This window comes from Blautia sp. BIOML-A1, from assembly GCF_009883055.1.
In the GTDB taxonomy this organism is placed as follows: domain Bacteria; phylum Bacillota; class Clostridia; order Lachnospirales; family Lachnospiraceae; genus Blautia_A.
In genome coordinates, this window is the sequence record NZ_WWVR01000023.1 from 20,159 (window position 1) to 39,660 (window position 19,502).

Genomic DNA, 19,502 nt, shown 5'->3' on the forward strand with positions numbered 1-19,502 from the left:
AGAGAAACGGAGCAGCAAATGAGCAGATCAGACAGAGAAACAGAACAAAAAAACGGATACGGAGACCGTCTGAAGGAAATCACAGCTGTTCTGAAGAAACATTCTATCACACGGGGAATCTCTCCGGAGAAACTTCGTCTTATACTGGAAGATCTGGGCCCAACTTATATCAAGTTGGGCCAGCTTATGTCTCTCAGATCAGATATCCTGCCAAAGAGATACTGTGACGAACTGATGAAACTGTGTTCTGAAGTACCGCCGATGCCTTTTTCGGAAGTGATCGAGGTACTGGAGGAATCCATGGGATGTCCGTGGCAGGCTGAATTTCAGCAGATTCAGGAGAAACCGCTGGGCTCTGCTTCTATTGCACAGGTCCATCGTGCAACGCTGAAAACAGGCGAGGAAGTTGTCATCAAGGTACAGCGCAAGGGTATTTATGAGACGATGGCCAGGGATATTGGTCTGATGCACAAAGCAGTGCGGCTGATGCCGCCGGTAAGTATCAAGGGTGCTGTGGATCTGAACATGGTTTTGAGCGAACTGTGGACAGTGACGCAGGAGGAGATGAATTTTCTTACAGAAGCTGCCAATATTTCAGAATTTGCCAAAAAGAACAAGGGCGTCGCTTTTGTAAAAGTACCGATCCTGTACAGGGAATATACGACAACACATGTACTGGTCATGGAGTATATTGACGGCATTGCGATCAATGACAAAGAGAAGCTTCTTCAGAATGGATATGATCTGAACGAGATCGGAAGTAAGTTCGTAGATAATTTTATCAGGCAGGTGATCGAGGATGGCTTTTTTCATGCGGATCCTCATCCCGGCAATGTACGGATCCAGGGCGGCAGGATTGTCTGGATCGATATGGGAATGATGGGCAGGCTCACGGAGAGAGACCGGCAGCTGATCAGTCAGGCCGTGGAAGGCGTAGCGTTTAAGGATATCGGCAAAATCCAGGATGCAGTGCTGGCACTGGGAGAATTTAAGGGAAAACCGGATCACAGCAGACTTTATCAGGATATTCAGGAACTTATGGAGAAATATGGGACAGCGGATATCGGAAATATTGATCTGGCAGAGGTTATGGTGGACCTCATGGAAGTCATGAAAGAAAATAAGATCATGATGCCGCATGGACTGACGATGCTGGCAAGAGGACTGACACATGTAGAAGGCGTTCTGGCGGATATCAGTCCGGAGATCAACATGGTTCAGATAGCAGCGGCACGCATCAAAGAAGAATTCCTAAGTGAGGGAAGCTGGAAAAAAGAAATCAAGGCAAACAGCAGGAATCTTTACCGTGCTTTTAAGAAGTCCATAGAGGTTCCGTCTCTTACGGCGGACTTCCTTCAGGGCTGTATGAAGGGACAGACCAAGATCAATCTGGATCTTCATGTGGCAAATGATCTTTCAAGGCTGCTGCGAAGACTTGTGCGAAATATTGTAATGGGACTTTGGGTGATGGCGCTTCTGATCAGTTCCAGTATCATCTGTACGACAGATATGAAGCCGAAATTATGTGGAATCCCGGCTTTGGGAGCACTGGGATATGTCAGTGCATTTATTATTGTGATGTATGTGTTTATCAAACATTTTTTTTCAAATAAATGATACTAAAGGAGGAACTTTAAAATGAGTACAAAGGCAGAAAAGGCAATCGCATTTCATGACAAAGGATACAACTGTGCACAGGCAGTTGCATGTTCATTCTGTGAGGAATTCGGTATCGACCAGGAGGAAATGTTCAGGATTGCGGAAGGTTTCGGATTTGGAATGGGAATCATGGATATGTGCGGTGCACTGTCCGGAATGATGATGGTGATAGGTCTTGAAAACAGTGTCGGTGATCCGGAGAAAGGAAAGCTGACCAAGGGAGATACCTATAAGAAAGTCAAAGCATATATCAATAAATTTGCAGAGCAGAATGGTTCTTATCTCTGTAAAGAACTTAAAGGGGTAGAAACCGGCAAAGTGCTTCGTGCCTGCCCGGACTGTATCCGTGATGCAGTTGCACTGACAGAGGAATATCTGGCTGCACAGAAATAAGAAAGAATATAACTATTCAGAAGTATGCCGACATATATAAGGCAAACTGCACTCCAGATCATAAAAGTCCTGCCGAAGCAGAGGAAGAGCTCAAAATCTTCTTCTGCCTCAGGCAGGACTTCTTTTTTGCTTTATTCAGAAACTCTGACAAACTGACTGTTATAGAGATTCTGGTAGAATCCGCCTTTTGCCATCAGTTCTTCATGAGAACCCTGTTCGATGATGGCACCATCTTTCATGACAAGGATTTCATCTGCATTTCGGATGGTAGACAGACGGTGAGCAACGATGAAGCTGGTACGTCCTTTCATCAGGTGTTCAAAAGCTTCCTGTACCATCAGCTCAGTTCGAGTATCAATGCTTGAGGTTGCTTCATCCAGAATCAGCATAGGCGGCAGACAGAGCATGACACGGGTGATGCAGAGAAGCTGTTTTTCACCCTGGCTTAAACTGTCTTCCTTGAGAATGGTATCCAGCTTGTCCGGAAGACGCCGGATGAATTCCCAGCTGTGAGAGCGTTTTGCTGCCTCAATGATTTCCTCGTCGGATGCATCGGGTCTTCCGATGTTGATGTTGTCACGGACAGTGCCGTTTTTGATCCAGGTTTCCTGAAGGACCATACCAAAGCTACTTCTCAGAGAATGCCTTGAGATTTGGTCGATCGGGTGTCCGTCAATGGAGATACTTCCTTTGGTCACATCATAAAATCTCATCAGCAGATTGATAAAGGTAGTCTTGCCGCAGCCTGTAGGGCCAACGATTGCGATACGCTTTCCGGGTTCTGCATGCAGATGAAAGTTCTCGATCAGCTTTTTGTCAGGAACATAGCGGAAGCTGACATTGTCGATATTGACTTCGCCCTGGACGTTGGAAATAGTTTCCTCTGGATCCGGACTTTCCGGAGTTTCTTCCAGAAGTGCAAAGATCCTGGCTGCGCAGGCAAGGGCATTCTGAAGTTCCGTGATGACAGAACTGATGTCATTGAATGGCTTCATGTACTGGTTCGCATAGGAGAGAAGTACAGAAAGACCGCCGACCGTCAGAGTACCGCCCGGGATCATAAAAGCACCAGCCAGAGCTACACCGGCATAGATCACATTGTTGACAAAGCGGGTGGACGGGTTGGTAAGGCTGCTGTAAAAAATAGCCTTCTGACTGCATTCTTTTAACTCCTGATTGATTTCGGCAAAACGTGCAGAGGATTTATCCTCGTAACCGAATGCCTGAACGATCTTCTGATTTCCGATCATTTCTTCGATAAGAGCTGTCTGACGACCGCGCGCATCGCTCTGTTTCCGGAACATATGGAAAGAGCGGGAAGAAATAAATCTGGCTACAAAGAAGCTCAGCGGGGTCAGGACAATGACCAGCAGTGTGATCCAGAAGTTTTTGGAAAACATGAAGATCAGAGTGCCGATGATTGTTACAATACCGGAAAAGAGCTGTGTAAATCCGAGCAGGAGACCGTCTGAGAGAATGTCGGTATCTGCAATGACGCGGCTGATGATATCACCGGTACTGTGTCCATCCAGATAGGAGAGGGGAAGTACCTGGATATGGCGGATCGCTCTGGAACGGATATCCTGTACTGTGCGAAATGTCATACGGTTGTTGATGATATTCATGACCCACACAGCAAGACTGGACACGATGACCATCACAAGAATTCTGGAAAGATAATACCACATCATCTCGAAGTTTACCGTATGTTCTGCGATGATCTGGTCGATTGCATCGCCGAACAGTACCGGGACATACAATTGAAGGACCACGGAAACAGAAGCCAGGATGATGCTTGAGATCAAAAGCAGACGGTAGCGGCCGATAAAGTGCAGAACTTTAAAGAGAGTTTCGGCACTTCCTGCAGTTGATGTTTTTTTGTTGTTTGTACTCATGCTAATGTTACCTCCGCAGCATTGCCGGAAACGGCAGTTTTTGAAGAATCATAGAGTGCCCGTTCTTCAGGGAATTGTGAGAAGTAGATTTCACGGTAAATCTCGCAGGAGCGGATCAGATTTTCGTGTACACCTTTTCCGGCCAGCTCGCCATCGTTCAGGACAAGAATGAGATCTGCCTGGCGGATACTGGCAGCACGCTGGGATACCAGAAAGGTGGTAACATTTCCGCTCAGCTGATGCAGAGATCTGCGAAGAGCTGCATCTGTGGCAAAGTCGAGTGCACTGGCACTGTCATCCAGGATCAGAAATTCAGGTTTTTTGACAACGGCGCGTGCAATGGTAAGACGCTGCTTCTGACCGCCGGAAAGATTGCGGCCGTTCTGTTCCAGTCTGAAATCAAGCTGTCCGTCTTTCCCCTCGACAATCTCACGTGCCTGGGCAGTTGTGAGTGCATCCCAGATTTCTGCATCTGTGGCATCATCACGGCCCCATTTCATGTTTTCGCGGATCGTTCCTTTAAAAAGTGCTGCACGCTGTGGCACGACACCGATTTTCTGCCGCAGCGTCTGCTGACTGTAGCTGCGGATATCCTGTCCATCTATACGGACAGTACCCTGTGAGGCATCATAAAAACGTGCGATCAGATTGACAAGAGTAGACTTACCGCTTCCGGTACCGCCGATAATACCAACGGTCTGCCCCTTTTGGACAGAAAAGCTGATATTGCTGAGGCTTGGTGCACTGGCACCAGCGTAGGCAAATGTAACATTCTCAAATGCAAGTGCAGTTGCATCAGAAGACGGCGCAGCGGAGGTCTTTGGATAGCTCATAGAGGTTTTGACTTTGAGGATATCCGCCACACGGCCAGCACAGGCTGCGGATTTATTGAGGGTGATGATCAGAGAAGCCAGTTTGATGAGTTCCACGATCATTTGAGCCATGTAGTTATAAAGTGCTACGACCTCACCCTGCTGCATGTTTCCAATATTTACCTGGAGTCCTGCACGGCTGATCAGGATGACAGTTGCGATATTGATCAGAACATAGGTCACTGGGTTGAGAAGTGCGGAAAGCTTTCCGACAAATTCATTTAACCGGGTGAGCTGTTCGTTGCTCTGGTCAAATTCCTGTACAGATTCCTTTTCACGACAGAAAGCACGGATGACACGCACACCGGTAAGATTCTCTCTGGTCAGTCGTGTGACGATATCCAGACGACTCTGTACTTTACGAAAAAGAGGGATGCTGAGATACATGATCACAAAAACGACCAGGAACAAAAATGGGATCGCAACGGCGAAGACCAGGGCACATCGTGTATTGATAGTGAATGCCATGACCATGGAGCCGAGTACGATAAACGGACTTCTGAGCAGAAGACGAAGTCCCATATTTACACCGTTCTGTACCTGATTGATATCATCAGTCAGGCGGGTGATCAGAGTATCTGTTCCAAGAGTGTCAAGCTCTGTATAGGAAAGCTTCTGTACATGATCATAGACGGCCTGCCTGAGTTCCGTTGCAAAGCCAACACTGGCTTTTGCTGCAAAGTACTGGGCTGTGATGCTGACGGTCAGACCGGCAGCCGCCATCAGGACTAGGATAAAAAATCGCTGAATGATGTAAGGACGGTTGTTTCCCGTGATACCCACATCAATGATCTGGGCAATAACTACAGGAACAAGCAGGTCAAACACAACTTCCAGAAATTTGAAGAAAGGTGCAAGAATGCTTTCTTTTCTGTAATTTTTCAGATAGATTGCGAGAGATCGCATTTTAAGTTTCCTCCGTTTTCTTAATGATTGACAATCCCTATTATAGTCCTGTATCATAAGGCTTGCAATGATAATGAAAAAGAATTTCAGGTAACGACCAAGTTGCTGTGAACGGAGTGACAGCAACAATTTTAGAGAGAAATGAGGTAAGAATATGCGGCGTGAGGTAACTCTGGAAGAGATTTCTGACGGAAGATTATATGATGCGAATGATATGGTAAAGGCAGACTGCCAGGACTGTAAAGGGTGCTGTGACTGTTGCAAAGGAATGGGAGATTCTGTGATCCTGGATCCTTACGATGTCTGTCGTCTGGCAAGGGGACTTGGCAGGAATCCGGCAGATCTGATTGGTACGGTTCTGGAGCTTGGCGTCTCAGACGGAAACATTCTTCCGCATCTGAGGATGCAGGGAAGAGAAGAGAGATGTGTGTTTCTGAACGAGGAAGGCAGATGTTCTGTACATGCGATCCGTCCCGGTTTTTGTCGGCTGTTTCCACTGGGAAGATATTATACGGAGGAGAATTTTAAATATATTATTCAGATCCATGAATGTGCAAAGAAAAACCGTTCCAAGATCAAGGTAAAGAAATGGATCGATACACCGGATCTGAAGCAGTATGAGAAGTTTGTCTGGGACTGGCATCAGTTTCTTCTGGATGTGCAGGAGGTATTTTATCAGACAGAGGATACGGAACTGATCAAAAACCTGAATATGTATGTGATCAGCCGTTTTTATACGAAACCGTATGAAGAAGCGCAGGATTTTTATGTGCAGTTTTATGAACGGCTGGAAGAAGCAAAAAACCTTCTGAGCCTTGGAGTATAACTCCGGGTTCAGAAGGTCTGAAGTCAGGTTTTATCTGGCAGAAAGTTCATCGAGAAGCTGATGGATCGTCTTGTTCAGTACCGGATGGCGGTAATATGGAGCAATCTCATCCATTGGCTTGAGAACAAAATCTCGATTCTGCATATCAATGTGTGGAACATGCAGATCTGGAGTATCGATGATCTCATTGTCATAAAACAGAATATCAAGATCGAGGGTACGCGGTCCCCAGTGGATCAGACGTTCACGGTTGGCTTCTGCTTCCAGTTCATGAAGTCTGTCAAGCAGTTCTTCAGGAGTCAGAAGAGTGCGGAGTCTTAAGACACCATTGAGAAACTCGTCCTGTTCTACGCCGCCGTAGGGTTCTGTGACCAGATACTCGGATACGGCTTCTACTTCACAGTCAGCGGTATCTCTAAGTCCCTGGATCCCGTTATCCAGAAATTTCTTTTTGTCACCCAGATTGGAGCCAAAAGCAATGTAAGCGGTGTGCCAGCTTCTGGTGATCTCGACAGCGACCGTATCCAGTGGAAGTCCTACAGGAGCCCATGGCTTTTCTACGCGCAGAGTGATCTTTTTAAGCAGAGGAAGTTCATGGAGCAGCATCTGACAGAGGTTTTCGGCGAGAGCCTCCAGAAGCTTGTAGGTATGCTCTTTGGCGAATTTTGTGATCATATGGCTGACTTCCCCGTAGTGAATAGATGCAGTCAGTTCGTCACTCAGACCGGCTTTGCGGGTATCTGTATAAAGAGTGGCAGATACAACAAACTTCTGTCCGAGTACATTTTCTTCCGGAAATACTCCGTGGTTTGCAAAAATCTCAAGATTTCTGATCTCAATCTTATCCATTATTTTATATTCCTTCCAAGAATTGCTTCCGTCATCAGTACGGCACGTCTGTTTTCTTTGATATCATGTACACGTACAAAGGCACATCCCTTCATGACACCCATGACAGAAGTTGCCACAGTACCTTCCACGCGCTGATCGACCGGAAGATCAAGGGTGAGGCCAATCATGGATTTACGGGAGGTTCCAAGAAGCACCGGGAAACCGAGGTGCTGGAAAAGTTCCAGATGATTCATGGTTTCAAGGTTCATCTCGTAGGTTTTGCCGAAGCCTACGCCCGGATCCAGGATGATGCGCTCATCTTTAATGCCGGCTCTTTTTGCGATATTTACACATTCCTGTGTTTCTGTAAGCATATCGATCAGGAAGTTATTGTATTGTGAAGTTTCCTTGTTGTGCATCAGGCAGCAGGCAACATCATGTTTAGCGATGACCCCTGCCATTTCCGGGTCGTATTTGAGTCCCCAGACATCATTGACAAGATCAGCACCTGCCAAAATGGCAGCATCGGCGACACTTCCTTTATAAGTATCGACGGAAATCGGTACATCAAAATGGCTGTGAAGTGCCTCAATGATCGGAACAACGCGGGCGGTTTCCTCTTCTGCACTGACCGGAGTATGACCAGGACGGGTAGATTCGCCGCCGACATCAAGGATGTCTGCACCGTCAGCAATCATGGCTTCTGCATGTTTCAGTGCATGATCCATGGAGTTCCATTTGCCGCCGTCGGAGAAGGAATCCGGAGTTACATTAAGAATTCCCATAATATATGTTCTGTTTTTTACATCAAATTCACGATTTCCTATTTTCATGAAAGATTCTCCTTTAATATTGAATCGTCATATTTTTTTTCTGTGGAGACCAGTAGCATTGTGGCTCTGCCTCGCAGAGAAAACAATTTCTGGATTTTTTGTCGGCCTCATAGATGAGCTGACTCAGTATGGAAGTCTCCTTACCGGAAGAACGATGCTCCTCGATCGCAGAGAGAATGGATTCTTTTTCTTCGGAAGAAAAGTCAAGGTCAGAAAGAATCGTTTCTGCAATGCGGGCACCAGCTTCGTCATGGGGAGTTCCGGTGGTATATTGTTCTGCACGTCCGATGTCATGGAGAAGGGCAGTGCAGTAGATCAGTTCGCGGGAACAGTTTAATTTGCGTTCCAGTGCAAAGATGTAGGCAAGACGTGCTACATCCAGGAAATGCTCCGGTGTATGCCGGCAAAAAACACGGTCTGCCTCCAGCCGGGTCAGATCTTTCAGATTCTGCTGATAGAGAGGATGTTCCCAGACAGCCTGGACTCTCTTCATCTGCGAATCCATCAGTCCTTTACCATGGCAAGAAACTGTTTCTGAAGCTCTATGTTATTTTTGAATTCGCCTCTGGTAATGACAGTCATGGTCTTGCTGCCAGGTTTTTTGATTCCACGCATAGTCATGCAGGTATGCTCTGCCTCAAGCATGACCATGACACCTTTTGGCTGAAGAACACGTTCCAGAGCATCTGCGATCTGCACGGTCAGTCGCTCCTGGATCTGAGGTCTTCTTGCATAGACATCTACTGTACGTGCAAGCTTGCTGAGTCCGGTTACCTTGCCATCAGGAATATAGGCCACATGTGCCTTACCGTAAAATGGCATTAAATGGTGCTCACACATGGAATAGAAAGTGATGTCTTTTTCGAGAACCATTTCATTGTTTTCTACCTGAAACTGTTTCAGCAGATGCTGATCAGCTTCTTCGTCGAGGCCGCCATAGATTTCTGTACACATACGTGCGATGCGGTCCGGTGTATCTTTAAGTCCCTCGCGTTCAGGATCCTCCCCGATTCCCTCGAGAAGAAGACGGATGGCTTCTTTTACTTTTGCTTTGTCTACCATTAAAAAAACAACCTCCTTAAATATAAATAAAAATTTACGATACCATGGAGATTGTCTTTTTTTTGTCGAGGTAATACTGTGATTTATGAAAGCAAAAAGATATCTCCAATTGTGATAGAACGTATGTCGAAAAACGTATCCCTACACAATATGAGATATCTTCTTAGCTGTTCAGTATTTCACAGAATACTGCCTGCTGAATTGTCATATATCTTCTTATTGTTGCAACGGGTGCGGACTCTATACCGTAAGACGTACTTTTCGTTTCAGCGACAACTCCCCATTCGCCGAACACTTGACGCATAAAGTCCTATTTTGCATAGCATTCATTTCGAACCTAGTATAGCATATATATACGTGATATAAAAGATAAAATTTATCGAAAAAAGGTATCATTTTGCAGCAAATTGATAAAAAAATGACAATGAAAGAGTAAGACTTTTTTGCTGAGATAAATCTTGACGGAGAACTCCCTCTGTGGTAGCATAAAGCTACTTTATAACTCACAGATTACGGACCGTCAGGGATAACGACTGTGTGCATTTCGTGTGCACAGCTGTTATCTCTTTTTTTATTGTAATAGAAGATTACAGCGGTCTGTTCTCGGGAATACAGGAGGAAATAGATATGTATTTGATGATTGATAATTATGATTCGTTTGTATATAATCTTAAAGCTTATTTTGAGGAACTTGGCCGGGAGATCGAGGTAAAGAGAAGTGACCGGATCACGATGGAAGATATTGAAAAGATGAATCCGGAGGGAATCATTCTTTCGCCGGGACCGAAACGGCCGTGGGATGCAGAAGTCTGTGTTGAGACCGTCCGGAGATTTCAGGGAAGGATTCCAATCCTTGGAGTCTGCCTTGGACATCAGGTGCTGGGATTCTGCAGCGGTGCGTCAGTGCATAAGGGAGAGCGTCCGATGCATGGAAAGGTTACACCGATCCGCAATGATGGAACCGGAGTTTTCTGTGGACTTCCGGAGCGGTTTCTGGTGACGCGGTATCATTCCCTGATCGTGGATCGGGAAAGTGTTCCGGCAGACTGGAGGATAGATGCCGTGGCGGAAGACGGTGCTGTGATGGGGATTTCACACAAAGAAATGCCATTGTACGGCGTACAGTTCCATCCGGAAGCAGTGCTTACAGAGTATGGACATGAAATACTGGAAAATTTCTGCCGGATCGCAGAGAGTATGTAAGTAAGACAAAAAAATGCAGAAAGGAAAAATTATGTATCATAAACAACGACAGATTAAAAAATTAAATTCATACATACCGGCGGCGGAGGCATTTCGTGTATTCTCCGGTGAGAAAGACTGTGTGTTCCTGGATTCTTCACTGGTCAATGATCTGGGAAGATATTCGATTATCGGTGCAGAACCATATCTGAAGCTGGTCAGGGATGGAGACAGCTTTCTGATCAACGGACAAGAAGAAACGCAGATCAGCTTTGAAGATTATCTGAGAGAATACCTGAGAGACCATGTGGATCGGAATGAAAGTGAACTTCCACTGGTTTCCGGGGCAGTGGGATATTTTTCTTATGATTATGGGCGTAAATTACAGGGAGTTCCATCCGGTGAAAAGGATCTCGTCAAAATTCCGGATGCGGTACTGACTTTTTATGATGTTTATATTATTGAAGACTGTCATAAAAAAGAAACTTATCTGGCTGCAAACGGAATCACAGAGGATGCTTCTGCAAAAATCCGGAAAATAGAACAGAAGCTTTGGCAGAAGCCAGAGAAGAAGGCAGAACAGAAGCTTCCTTATGATATCCTTGTCACTCCGAATTTCGAAAAAGAAGAATACAAAAAAGCGGTAGATGACATGATCCACTATATTATAGAAGGAGATATCTATATCACAAATATGACACAGCAGCTTACGATAGAGAGTGAGAAGCCGCCTCTGGATGTTTTTTATGATCTTCGAAAGAACAATCCGTCTCCTTTCGGCGGATACATGGATTATGGTGATTTTCAGATTGTCAGCGCCTCCCCGGAACGTTTCCTCAAGATGAAAAAGGGTCATGTCAATACGAGACCGATTAAAGGAACACGGAAAAGAGGAGCAACTTCAGAAGAAGATCTTCTGATGCGGACAGAACTGGAGAATTCTGAAAAAGACAAGAGCGAACTTCTCATGATTGTGGATCTGGAGAGGAATGATCTGAACCGTGTATGCAAACCAGGCAGCGTAAAGGTGACCGAGCTGTTTACCGTAGAAGAATATGCAACAGTATTTCATCTGGTTTCAGATATAGAAGGTACTTTGGAAGAGGACAAAAACTTTGTGGATCTTATGGAAGCAGCATTTCCGGGAGGTTCGATCACCGGTGCACCGAAATATCGTGCGATGGAAATTATAGATGAGCTTGAACATGGGAAAAGAAACCTGTATACTGGATCTATCGGATATCTTACTCTGGACGGTGACTGCGACTTTAACATTGTGATCCGTACAGCACTTCATAAAGACGGAAAATATTTCTTAGGTGCCGGGGGCGGTATTACGGCAGAATCCGATCTGGAGTTTGAGTATGAAGAGACACTTCAGAAAGCGAAGGCGATTCTCGAAGCATTGAAATAAAATAGGAGGAAGGCGTATGGCGTATGGATATCAAATTGGATGAGGGCTTTCAGTTTGGGCTGGGAGTATTTGAGACAATCGCAGCGGAGGATGGAAGACTGCTCCTGCTGGACCGGCATTTACAGAGAATGGAGAAGGCGGCTCAGTTCTTTGATCTTGGTACTCTTTTGGAGAGAGGAGTCACCAAAAAGAGGATAAATGAATTTCTTGCAGAACAAAAAACAGAAGATATCCGCCATGGAGCAATCAAGATCATTCTCTCCAAAGAGAATCTTATTTTTCAGATGCGGGGAAATCCCTATACGGAAGAAGCTTATCTGCGGGGATTTGTTGCAGATATCAGTAAAGTAAGACGAAATGAAACTTCGCCGATGGTATATCATAAGACATTGAACTATGGAGACTGTATTCTGGAAAAGAGAGCAGCCACAGCGGCCGGTATTCAGGAACGTATTTTTATGAACACCAAAGGACAGCTCTGTGAGGGTACGGTCAGCAATATCTTTTTTGTCCGCAAGAATAAAATCTACACCCCACAGCTTCTCTGCGGACTTCTTCCGGGGATTTTAAGGGAGTATGTCCTTGAAATCTCTGATGTAGAAGAAACCGTGATCTATCCGGAGGAACTGATATATTATGATGAATGTTTTGTGACAAATTCCCTTATGGGGATTATGCCGGTACGCCAGATTGGAAGTATCTGTTTTCCACGCAGAACCATGGCGGACGAGGTACGAAGTTTATATGAAAATCAGAAAATGTCCCTGTAGATCGGGGACATTTTTTTGTGAGATGCCGGAAAATAACTTGACATTAAAAAAGTATATTTGTATAATGGCGAAAGTTAGGAAACGAACTAATTTACAATATATCGCAGAAGGGAGGGAGGGTTCAATGAAGGAAGCGGATGAAAAATTAAAAGAGATGCACATGGGCAGAATCATCCATATGTTGTCGCATCAGATGAAGCGGAACTGCAACAATGTGGATTCTGCAATCACCAATGATGATCTGACGGTCATGCAGAAGCATGTGCTGAAGTTTGTTCTTCTGGAATCTCTTCACAGAGATCTTTACCAGAAGGACATAGAAGAAGAGTTTCAGATCAGGAAATCTACGGTGACAGGTATCCTGAAGCTCATGGAGAGTCATGGCTATATCAGGAGAGAAAGCGTAAAGAGGGATGCCAGACTGAAACGAATTGTCCCGACTGCGAAGGCAGAAGAGATACGGCCGAAGATTCTGGAGCAGATTCAGAAGACAGAGGCGAAATTGCTGGAAGGAATCCCACAGGAGAATGTAACAATCTGCAAGCAGATTTTGTGGCAGATGTTTCATAATATTTCAGAAATGAACGAGGAGGAAAACAAAAAAGATGAATAAGACACTTTTTAAATCCATCAGAGAATACAGGAAGCAGTCTCTTCTTGCTCCGATTCTTGTTATTCTTGAAGTATTGATGGAAGTACTTATCCCTCTGGAGATGGCAAAGATCATCGATATCGGTATTGCGAACGGTGATCTGGGCTACATTGTACAGAGGGGGATTGTCCTGGTCGCAATGGCGATGCTGGCGTTGTTTTTTGGTGTACAGGCCGGAAACATGGCGGCAGTTGCAGCGGCAGGATATGCGAAGAATCTTCGCCATGATATTTTTTATAAGGTGCAGGATTTTTCTTTCAAAAACATTGACCATTTTTCAACCTCCGGTCTGGTCACCCGAATGACAACCGACATCACAAACGTACAGATGGCATACATGATGAGTATCCGCCTTCTGGCAAGAGCCCCGATCATGGTGCTTCTGTCCTGGGTCATGACACTTCTTATCAATGTAAAGATCGCTCTGCTGTTCCTGGTTGTAATTCCGGTTCTCGGAGGAACGCTGATCTATATTGCAAAAAAAGCACATCCTCATTTTATCAAGGTATTTGATGAGTATGATGAGCTGAACAATTCTGTCCAGGAAAACGTTAATGCAGCCCGTGTAGTCAAGGCATTTGTAAGGGAAGACTATGAGATCAAAAAATTTCATGGAGTTTCGGAATATGTGTATGCACTGTTTACAAAGGCTGAAAAAATCGTCGCATGGAACTCTCCGGTTATGCAGTTTATGATGTATACAGTGGTTCTTCTGATCGCAGCAATCGGTGGACGCAGTATTGTATTTGGAACCATGGAAACCGGAGAACTGACAAGTGTTATCGTTTACGCACTGCAGATTCTGATGTCTCTGTCCATGGTAACCTTTGTATTCGTCATGATTATGATCGCGGAGGCCTCCACAGACCGTATTACAGAGGTTCTGAACGAAGTACCTGAAATGCAGGACAAAGCTGATGCCGTAAAAGAAGTCCCAAGTGGAGATATTGTTTTTGACCATGTGAACTTCAGCTATGCCGGAAAGGATGGAAATCTTTCTCTGAAGGATATCAGTCTTCATATCAAGGCAGGACAGACGGTAGGAATCATCGGAGGAACCGGAAGTGCCAAATCTACTCTGGTGCAGATGATCCCGCGACTCTATGATGTGACAGGTGGTTCTGTCAAAGTCGGCGGCATTGATGTAAGAAACTATAATCTTGAAGTGCTTCGTGACCAGGTTTCCATGGTGCTTCAGAAAAATGTCCTGTTTTCCGGATCTATTTATGAAAATATTCGCTGGGGTGATGAACACGCTTCGGACGAAGAGGTGAGAAGAGTCTGCAGGCTCGCACAGGCAGATGGCTTTATCAGTGAATTTCCATCCGGATACAATACCATGATCGTTCAGGGCGGAAACAATGTCTCCGGTGGTCAGAAGCAGCGTCTGTGTATTGCACGTGCTCTTCTGAAGAAACCGAAGATCCTGATTCTGGATGACTCCACCAGTGCAGTGGATACCAGGACAGATGCTCTGATCCGTAAGGCTTTCCGGGAGGAAATTCCGGATACCACAAAGATTATCATTGCACAGAGAGTTTCATCTATTGAAGATGCAGACCAGATCATTGTTCTTGACGGCGGAAGGATCTCCGGAGTGGGAACCTCAGAAGAACTGCTTAAGACCAATGATATTTACAGAGAAGTATATGAATCCCAGGTGAAAGGAGGAGAAGAGGATGAGTGAGCAGAAAAAACCGGATATGAATCAGAAAAGCAAGCCGAAATTTAACAAAAAAACGGCAAAACGTCTTCTGAAGTATGTGACAGAAACTTACAAACTCCAGTTTGTCATTGTTTTTGTCTGTATTCTTTTAAGTGCGATTGCAACCACAGCAGTTTCCCTCTCTCTGAGATATCTGCTGGATGACTTTATCCTTCCGCTGATCGGACAGAAGGAACCGAATTTTGCCGAACTTTATCAGGCACTTGCAGTTTTGGGGTGTATTTTCCTGGCTGGTGTCATTGCGACCTTTATTTATACCCGAATGATGGTATTTATCGGTCAGGGTGTGTTAAAGAGAGTAAGAGATGATATGTTTGAGCATATGCAGACTCTGCCGATTCGCTATTTTGACCAGAATACCAATGGTTCTGTTATGAGTCTGTATACAAATGATACGGATACCTTAAGACAGATGATCAGTCAGGCGATCCCACAGGCGTTGATGTCACTGTTTACCATCATTGTGACTTTTATCTCCATGCTGATCTTAAGCCCGCTTCTTACGGTTCTGGCGGTTCTGATCATTTTTCTGATGCTGTTTGTGACAGGAAAAATCGGTGCCAGAAGCGGAAAGTATTTCGTGCGTCAGCAGATGTCACTGGCAGAGGTGACAGGCTTTGTGGAAGAGCGTATGAATGGACAGCGTGTTGTCAAGGTTTTTAATCATGAGAAGAAATCCGAAGAGGAATTTGACAAACTGAACGAAGCTCTTTTTGAAAGTGCGGCACAGGCAAATAAATATGGTAACATGATGGGACCGGTTATCGGAAACATCGGAAATCTGCAGTTCGTCCTGACCGCAGTACTTGGCGGAATCCTTTCTGTCACAGGAGTTGGCGGGATCACACTTGGAGTGATGGCTTCCTATCTGCAGTTCACCAAGAGCTTTACACAGCCGTTCATGCAGGTTGCACAGCAGTTTAACTCCATCGTCATGGCTCTTGCAGGTGCAGAGCGTATCTTCAATCTGATCGATGAGAAGCCGGAAGACGATGAGGGCTATGTGACTCTTGTCAATGCAAAAAAGGATGGCGATGGAAATATTACAGAGTGCAGAGAAAGAACCGGTATGTGGGCATGGAAGCATCCGCATTCGGCAGATGGTTCTGTATCTTATACTGAGCTTAAGGGTGATGTGAGATTCGAAGATGTTACCTTTGGTTATAACGAGGATAAAACAATTCTTCATGACATCAGCCTTTATGCAAAGCCGGGCCAGAAGCTTGCTTTTGTAGGTTCCACCGGAGCAGGAAAAACAACGATCACCAATCTGATCAACCGATTCTACGATATACAGGACGGTAAGATCCGTTACGATGGAATTAATATCACAAAGATTAAAAAGGATGATTTAAGACATTCTCTGGGTATCGTTCTTCAGGATACGCATCTGTTTACGGGAACGATCAGGGATAACATCCGTTATGGAAAGCTTGATGCAACGGATGAGGAGATTTATGCGGCAGCAAAGCTTGCACATGCGGATCAGTTTATCCAGATGCTTCCAAAGGGATATGATACGATGTTAAGTGGTGACGGTGAAGAACTGTCACAGGGTCAGAGACAGCTTCTTTCTATTGCAAGAGCAGCTGTTGCCGATCCGCCGGTGCTGATCCTGGATGAGGCAACATCAAGTATCGATACCCGTACGGAGAGTATTGTCCAGAAGGGTATGGATAACCTGATGAAAGGCCGTACGGTATTTGTGATCGCACACAGACTCTCTACGATTCGAAACAGCGATGCGATCATTGTACTGGATCACGGCAGGATCATCGAGAGAGGTGATCATAAGGATCTGATCAGACAGAAGGGCACCTATTATCAGCTTTACACAGGTAAACTGGAACTTTCATAAGAGGAAACGAAGAAATGGCAGATGTTCTGGCAGCAGGGCGTAAGCCATTTCTTTTTTTGCTTTATAGTACTCTATTCAGAGAAAAACTGCTTTCCATTGTGTTGACATTTGCGGGAAATATAATAAAATGAATGAAAACAATATACGCACAGGGCGGAATGTAAAAACAGAGGGAAAGAGGGGGTGACTATGGCAGCAGACTACGCAAAGTGTGCGAAAGAAATCCTTGACACCGTGGGCGGCAGAGCCAATCTTGTAAGTGCAGCACACTGTGCAACAAGACTTCGTCTGGTGACAGTAGATAACAGCAGGATCGATATGAAGAAGCTGGAGAATATTGATGGAGTAAAGGGTGTTTTCAGCAACAACGGACAGCTACAGCTCATCATCGGAACCGGAACGGTAAATAAGGTATATGATGAGTTTATTGCTATCAGCGGGATGAGTGCAGCGACCGGGGAAGAAGTGAAGGCAGCAGCGGCAGCGAAGCAGCCGGTATTCAAGCGGATGGTCAAGGCACTTGGAGATGTCTTTGTACCGATCCTTCCGGCGATTGTAGCCTCCGGTCTTATGATGGGGCTGGTAGAGGCACTTGGCAGAGCAATGCCTGCTTTTGCGGGAAGTGACTGGTATGGGATCCTGGATTTGTTTTCAAACACAGCCTTTACTTTCCTTCCGATTCTGATCGCAGTGTCAGCAGCAAGGGTATTTGGCGGAAATATTTTTCTGGGTGCAGTTATCGGCATGATCATGATTCATCCGAATCTTATCAATGCGTGGTCTGTAGCTTCTATGGACGCAGCGGATATTCCGGTATGGCATCTGCTTGGTCTTCCGATCAGGCAGGTTGGATATCAGGGACATGTGATTCCTGTTATCATTGCAGTCTGGATCATGTGTAAGCTGGAAAACTGGCTGCACAGGCATGTTCCGGAGATGATCGACCTTTTTGTGACGCCGCTGTGCGCGGTACTGATCACCGGTTTTCTTACCATCGGACTGATCGGACCGGTATTTTCTGCGGCAGAAACTTATGTACTTGCGTTTGCATCCTGGATCATCACCGTAGGACATGGAATCGGGGCTATGATCATGGGTGCGATTTATCCGCTCACAGTAGTATGCGGTATCCATCATATGTACAATGTCATAGAAGCAGGTCTGCTTGCCTCTGACGGACTGAATATCTGGATGCCGATCGCATCCGCAGCAAACTTTGCACAGGGTGCTGCCTGCCTCGCAGTCGGTCTTAAAGCAAGAAATGCCAGGACAAAATCTGTTGCGGTTCCCTCTGCATTATCGGCAGCACTTGGAATTACAGAGCCGGCAATCTTTGGGGTGAATCTTCGTTTCATGAAACCGTTTGTATGCGGTATGATCGGCGGTGCGGCAGGAGCTTTGACAGGGACCATTTTCCATATCGGAGCAACTTCCTACGGAGTTACCGGAATCCCCGGATTCCTTACGACACTGGACTATTCCGTACAGTATGCACTCATGCTGGCAATCTCCTTTGCAGTTGCATTTGTACTGACCTGGCTTTGCTGGAAGGAATCCCCGGAGGATTCCAAGGAAACAACACAGAAAATTAATGGTAACAACAGATGAATTGTGGTATACTACAGCAAAGGGGAAAAGCATGAATATAAGTGAAATAGCAAAGTTAGCAGGTGTATCCAGCGCGGCAGTTTCCCGTTATTTTAATAACGGATATATTTCGGAAGAAAAGAAAGAAGCAATTCGCAAGGTTGTAGAACAGACAGGTTACCGGCCGTCGGTTCAGGCGCAGACACTCCGCACAAAAAAAACCAAAATGATCGGAGTGATCGTACCGAAGGTTGCTTCCACAAGCATAGGAAAAATTGTCGAGGGAATACTTTCTGTATTGAATGAAAGTGGTTATCAGATGCTTCTTGCGGTGACGCAGAATAATCCAAAGAAAGAACTGGAGTATCTGGCTGCTTTTAATGACAAACAGGTGGATGGTGTGATCTTTGCGGCGACAATCCTGACAGCAGAGCATAAGCGTGCTCTTAAGAAGCTCTCGGTTCCCGTGATCCTGGTCGGGCAGCAGTATCCCGGTCATTGTTGCATATATCATGATGATTATCATGCTACCAGAGACCTGACAGGGGCAGTGGTTGCCATGGGCAGGAGAAATCCAGGATATATCGGTGCGATCATACAGGATAAGGCAGTCGGTACGGAGCGTTTTCGCGGTTATGAGGATGCGGTCAGTGAAGCCGGTATACCAGACTGTGCACAGCAGATGGTTATTGCTGCCTTTACTTCTGATTCCGGATACGAGAAGACGGGAGAATTGCTGGAGAAATATCCGGATCTGGATGCTGTTATCTGTGCAACGGATACTATGGCAGCAGGAGCGATACGCTATCTGAAAGAACATGGAAAGAGAGTGCCGGAGGATATTCTGGTTGCCGGACATGGGGATTCTGAAATTACAAGAGTGATGATACCGCCGATCCCTACCGTTCATTTTTTCTATGAGAAGAGCGGAGAGATGGCAGTGGAGATGCTTATAGAAATGATGGGGCAGGGTGAAACCGCAGTGAGGGAAGTGAAGCTTGGCTATCTTCTTGCACATATAAATAACAAATAGTAA

Annotated in this window: 17 protein-coding genes and 1 riboswitch; of the genes, 11 read left to right on the forward strand and 6 right to left on the reverse strand. The window is 45.5% G+C overall.

The window, feature by feature from the left end; translation table 11 throughout:
• Window positions 1-18: 18 nt before the first annotated feature.
• Together GT674_RS11035 and GT674_RS11040 are read left to right on the forward strand one after the other, a co-directional pair.
• Window positions 19-1,617 carry an ABC1 kinase family protein gene (locus tag GT674_RS11035; RefSeq protein WP_161285734.1) on the forward strand — a complete coding sequence of 533 codons (1,599 nt, stop codon included), beginning with the start codon at window positions 19-21 and terminating at the stop codon, window positions 1,615-1,617.
• 21 nt (window positions 1,618-1,638) lie between these two features.
• Window positions 1,639-2,052 (forward strand): C-GCAxxG-C-C family protein, encoded by a 414-nt coding sequence (locus GT674_RS11040; RefSeq protein WP_161285735.1) that lies wholly within the window; start codon window positions 1,639-1,641, stop codon window positions 2,050-2,052.
• A 131-nt stretch (window positions 2,053-2,183) separates the two neighbouring features.
• Here the strand turns inward: GT674_RS11040 and GT674_RS11045 are convergent, their stop codons facing one another.
• Both GT674_RS11045 and GT674_RS11050 read right to left on the reverse strand, forming a co-directional pair.
• Entirely contained in the window at window positions 2,184-3,947 is a 1,764-nt protein-coding gene (locus tag GT674_RS11045) for an ABC transporter ATP-binding protein (RefSeq protein WP_161285736.1), read from the reverse strand.
• On the reverse strand, window positions 3,944-5,725 hold the full coding sequence (locus GT674_RS11050) for an ABC transporter ATP-binding protein (protein ID WP_161285737.1): 1,782 nt from the start codon (window positions 5,723-5,725) through the stop codon (window positions 3,944-3,946). Before GT674_RS11050 ends, GT674_RS11045 begins: the two co-directional genes overlap by 4 nt.
• 154 nt (window positions 5,726-5,879) lie before the next feature.
• Between GT674_RS11050 and GT674_RS11055 the strand changes: the two genes are divergently transcribed.
• Window positions 5,880-6,551, forward strand: a complete 672-nt coding sequence (locus GT674_RS11055; RefSeq protein ID WP_161285738.1) for a YkgJ family cysteine cluster protein — start codon at window positions 5,880-5,882, stop codon at window positions 6,549-6,551.
• Window positions 6,552-6,581: 30 nt separating this feature from the next.
• On the opposite strand, the gene folK is transcribed toward GT674_RS11055, so the two are convergent.
• Genes folK through folE form a run of 4 tightly spaced genes read right to left on the reverse strand, consistent with a single transcriptional unit; the run spans window position 6,582 to window position 9,277 of the window.
• Window positions 6,582-7,400: a 2-amino-4-hydroxy-6-hydroxymethyldihydropteridine diphosphokinase gene (gene folK, locus GT674_RS11060; protein ID WP_161285739.1), complete on the reverse strand. Its 819-nt coding sequence runs from the start codon at window positions 7,398-7,400 to the stop codon at window positions 6,582-6,584.
• The gene (gene folP, locus GT674_RS11065) at window positions 7,400-8,215 is read right to left on the reverse strand and encodes a dihydropteroate synthase (RefSeq protein WP_161285740.1); all 816 of its coding nucleotides are present in this window, start codon (window positions 8,213-8,215) and stop codon (window positions 7,400-7,402) included. Before folP ends, folK begins: the two co-directional genes overlap by 1 nt.
• 13 nt (window positions 8,216-8,228) lie before the next feature.
• Window positions 8,229-8,708, reverse strand: coding sequence for an HD domain-containing protein (locus tag GT674_RS11070; RefSeq protein ID WP_173901935.1), 480 nt, complete (start codon window positions 8,706-8,708; stop codon window positions 8,229-8,231).
• Between the two features lie 11 nt (window positions 8,709-8,719).
• Complete coding sequence (gene folE / locus GT674_RS11075; RefSeq protein WP_161285742.1) at window positions 8,720-9,277, reverse strand: GTP cyclohydrolase I FolE; 558 nt, start codon at window positions 9,275-9,277, stop codon at window positions 8,720-8,722.
• 223 nt (window positions 9,278-9,500) lie between these two features.
• Window positions 9,501-9,597: riboswitch (THF riboswitch) on the reverse strand.
• A gap of 307 nt (window positions 9,598-9,904) precedes the next feature.
• Here folE and GT674_RS11080 point away from each other — a divergent pair.
• The 8 genes from GT674_RS11080 to GT674_RS11115 all read left to right on the forward strand — a co-directional run bounded on the left by GT674_RS11080 (window position 9,905) and on the right by GT674_RS11115 (window position 19,499).
• Complete coding sequence (locus tag GT674_RS11080; protein ID WP_161285743.1) at window positions 9,905-10,480, forward strand: anthranilate synthase component II; 576 nt, start codon at window positions 9,905-9,907, stop codon at window positions 10,478-10,480.
• 31 nt (window positions 10,481-10,511) lie between these two features.
• Window positions 10,512-11,873 carry an aminodeoxychorismate synthase component I gene (pabB, locus tag GT674_RS11085; protein ID WP_161285744.1) on the forward strand — a complete coding sequence of 454 codons (1,362 nt, stop codon included), beginning with the start codon at window positions 10,512-10,514 and terminating at the stop codon, window positions 11,871-11,873.
• 23 nt (window positions 11,874-11,896) lie between these two features.
• Window positions 11,897-12,643, forward strand: coding sequence for an aminotransferase class IV (locus GT674_RS11090; protein ID WP_161285745.1), 747 nt, complete (start codon window positions 11,897-11,899; stop codon window positions 12,641-12,643).
• Window positions 12,644-12,767: 124 nt separating this feature from the next.
• Window positions 12,768-13,256, forward strand: a complete 489-nt coding sequence (locus GT674_RS11095) for a MarR family winged helix-turn-helix transcriptional regulator (protein WP_161285746.1) — start codon at window positions 12,768-12,770, stop codon at window positions 13,254-13,256.
• Entirely contained in the window at window positions 13,249-14,982 is a 1,734-nt protein-coding gene (locus GT674_RS11100; protein ID WP_161285747.1) for an ABC transporter ATP-binding protein, read from the forward strand. Before GT674_RS11095 ends, GT674_RS11100 begins: the two co-directional genes overlap by 8 nt.
• Before the next feature lie 16 nt (window positions 14,983-14,998).
• Window positions 14,999-16,879, forward strand: a complete 1,881-nt coding sequence (locus tag GT674_RS11105; RefSeq protein WP_161285766.1) for an ABC transporter ATP-binding protein — start codon at window positions 14,999-15,001, stop codon at window positions 16,877-16,879.
• 189 nt (window positions 16,880-17,068) lie between these two features.
• On the forward strand, window positions 17,069-18,487 hold the full coding sequence (locus tag GT674_RS11110) for a PTS transporter subunit EIIC (protein WP_161285748.1): 1,419 nt from the start codon (window positions 17,069-17,071) through the stop codon (window positions 18,485-18,487).
• A gap of 31 nt (window positions 18,488-18,518) precedes the next feature.
• The gene (locus GT674_RS11115) at window positions 18,519-19,499 is read left to right on the forward strand and encodes a LacI family DNA-binding transcriptional regulator (RefSeq protein WP_161285749.1); all 981 of its coding nucleotides are present in this window, start codon (window positions 18,519-18,521) and stop codon (window positions 19,497-19,499) included.
• Window positions 19,500-19,502 lie beyond the last annotated feature (3 nt).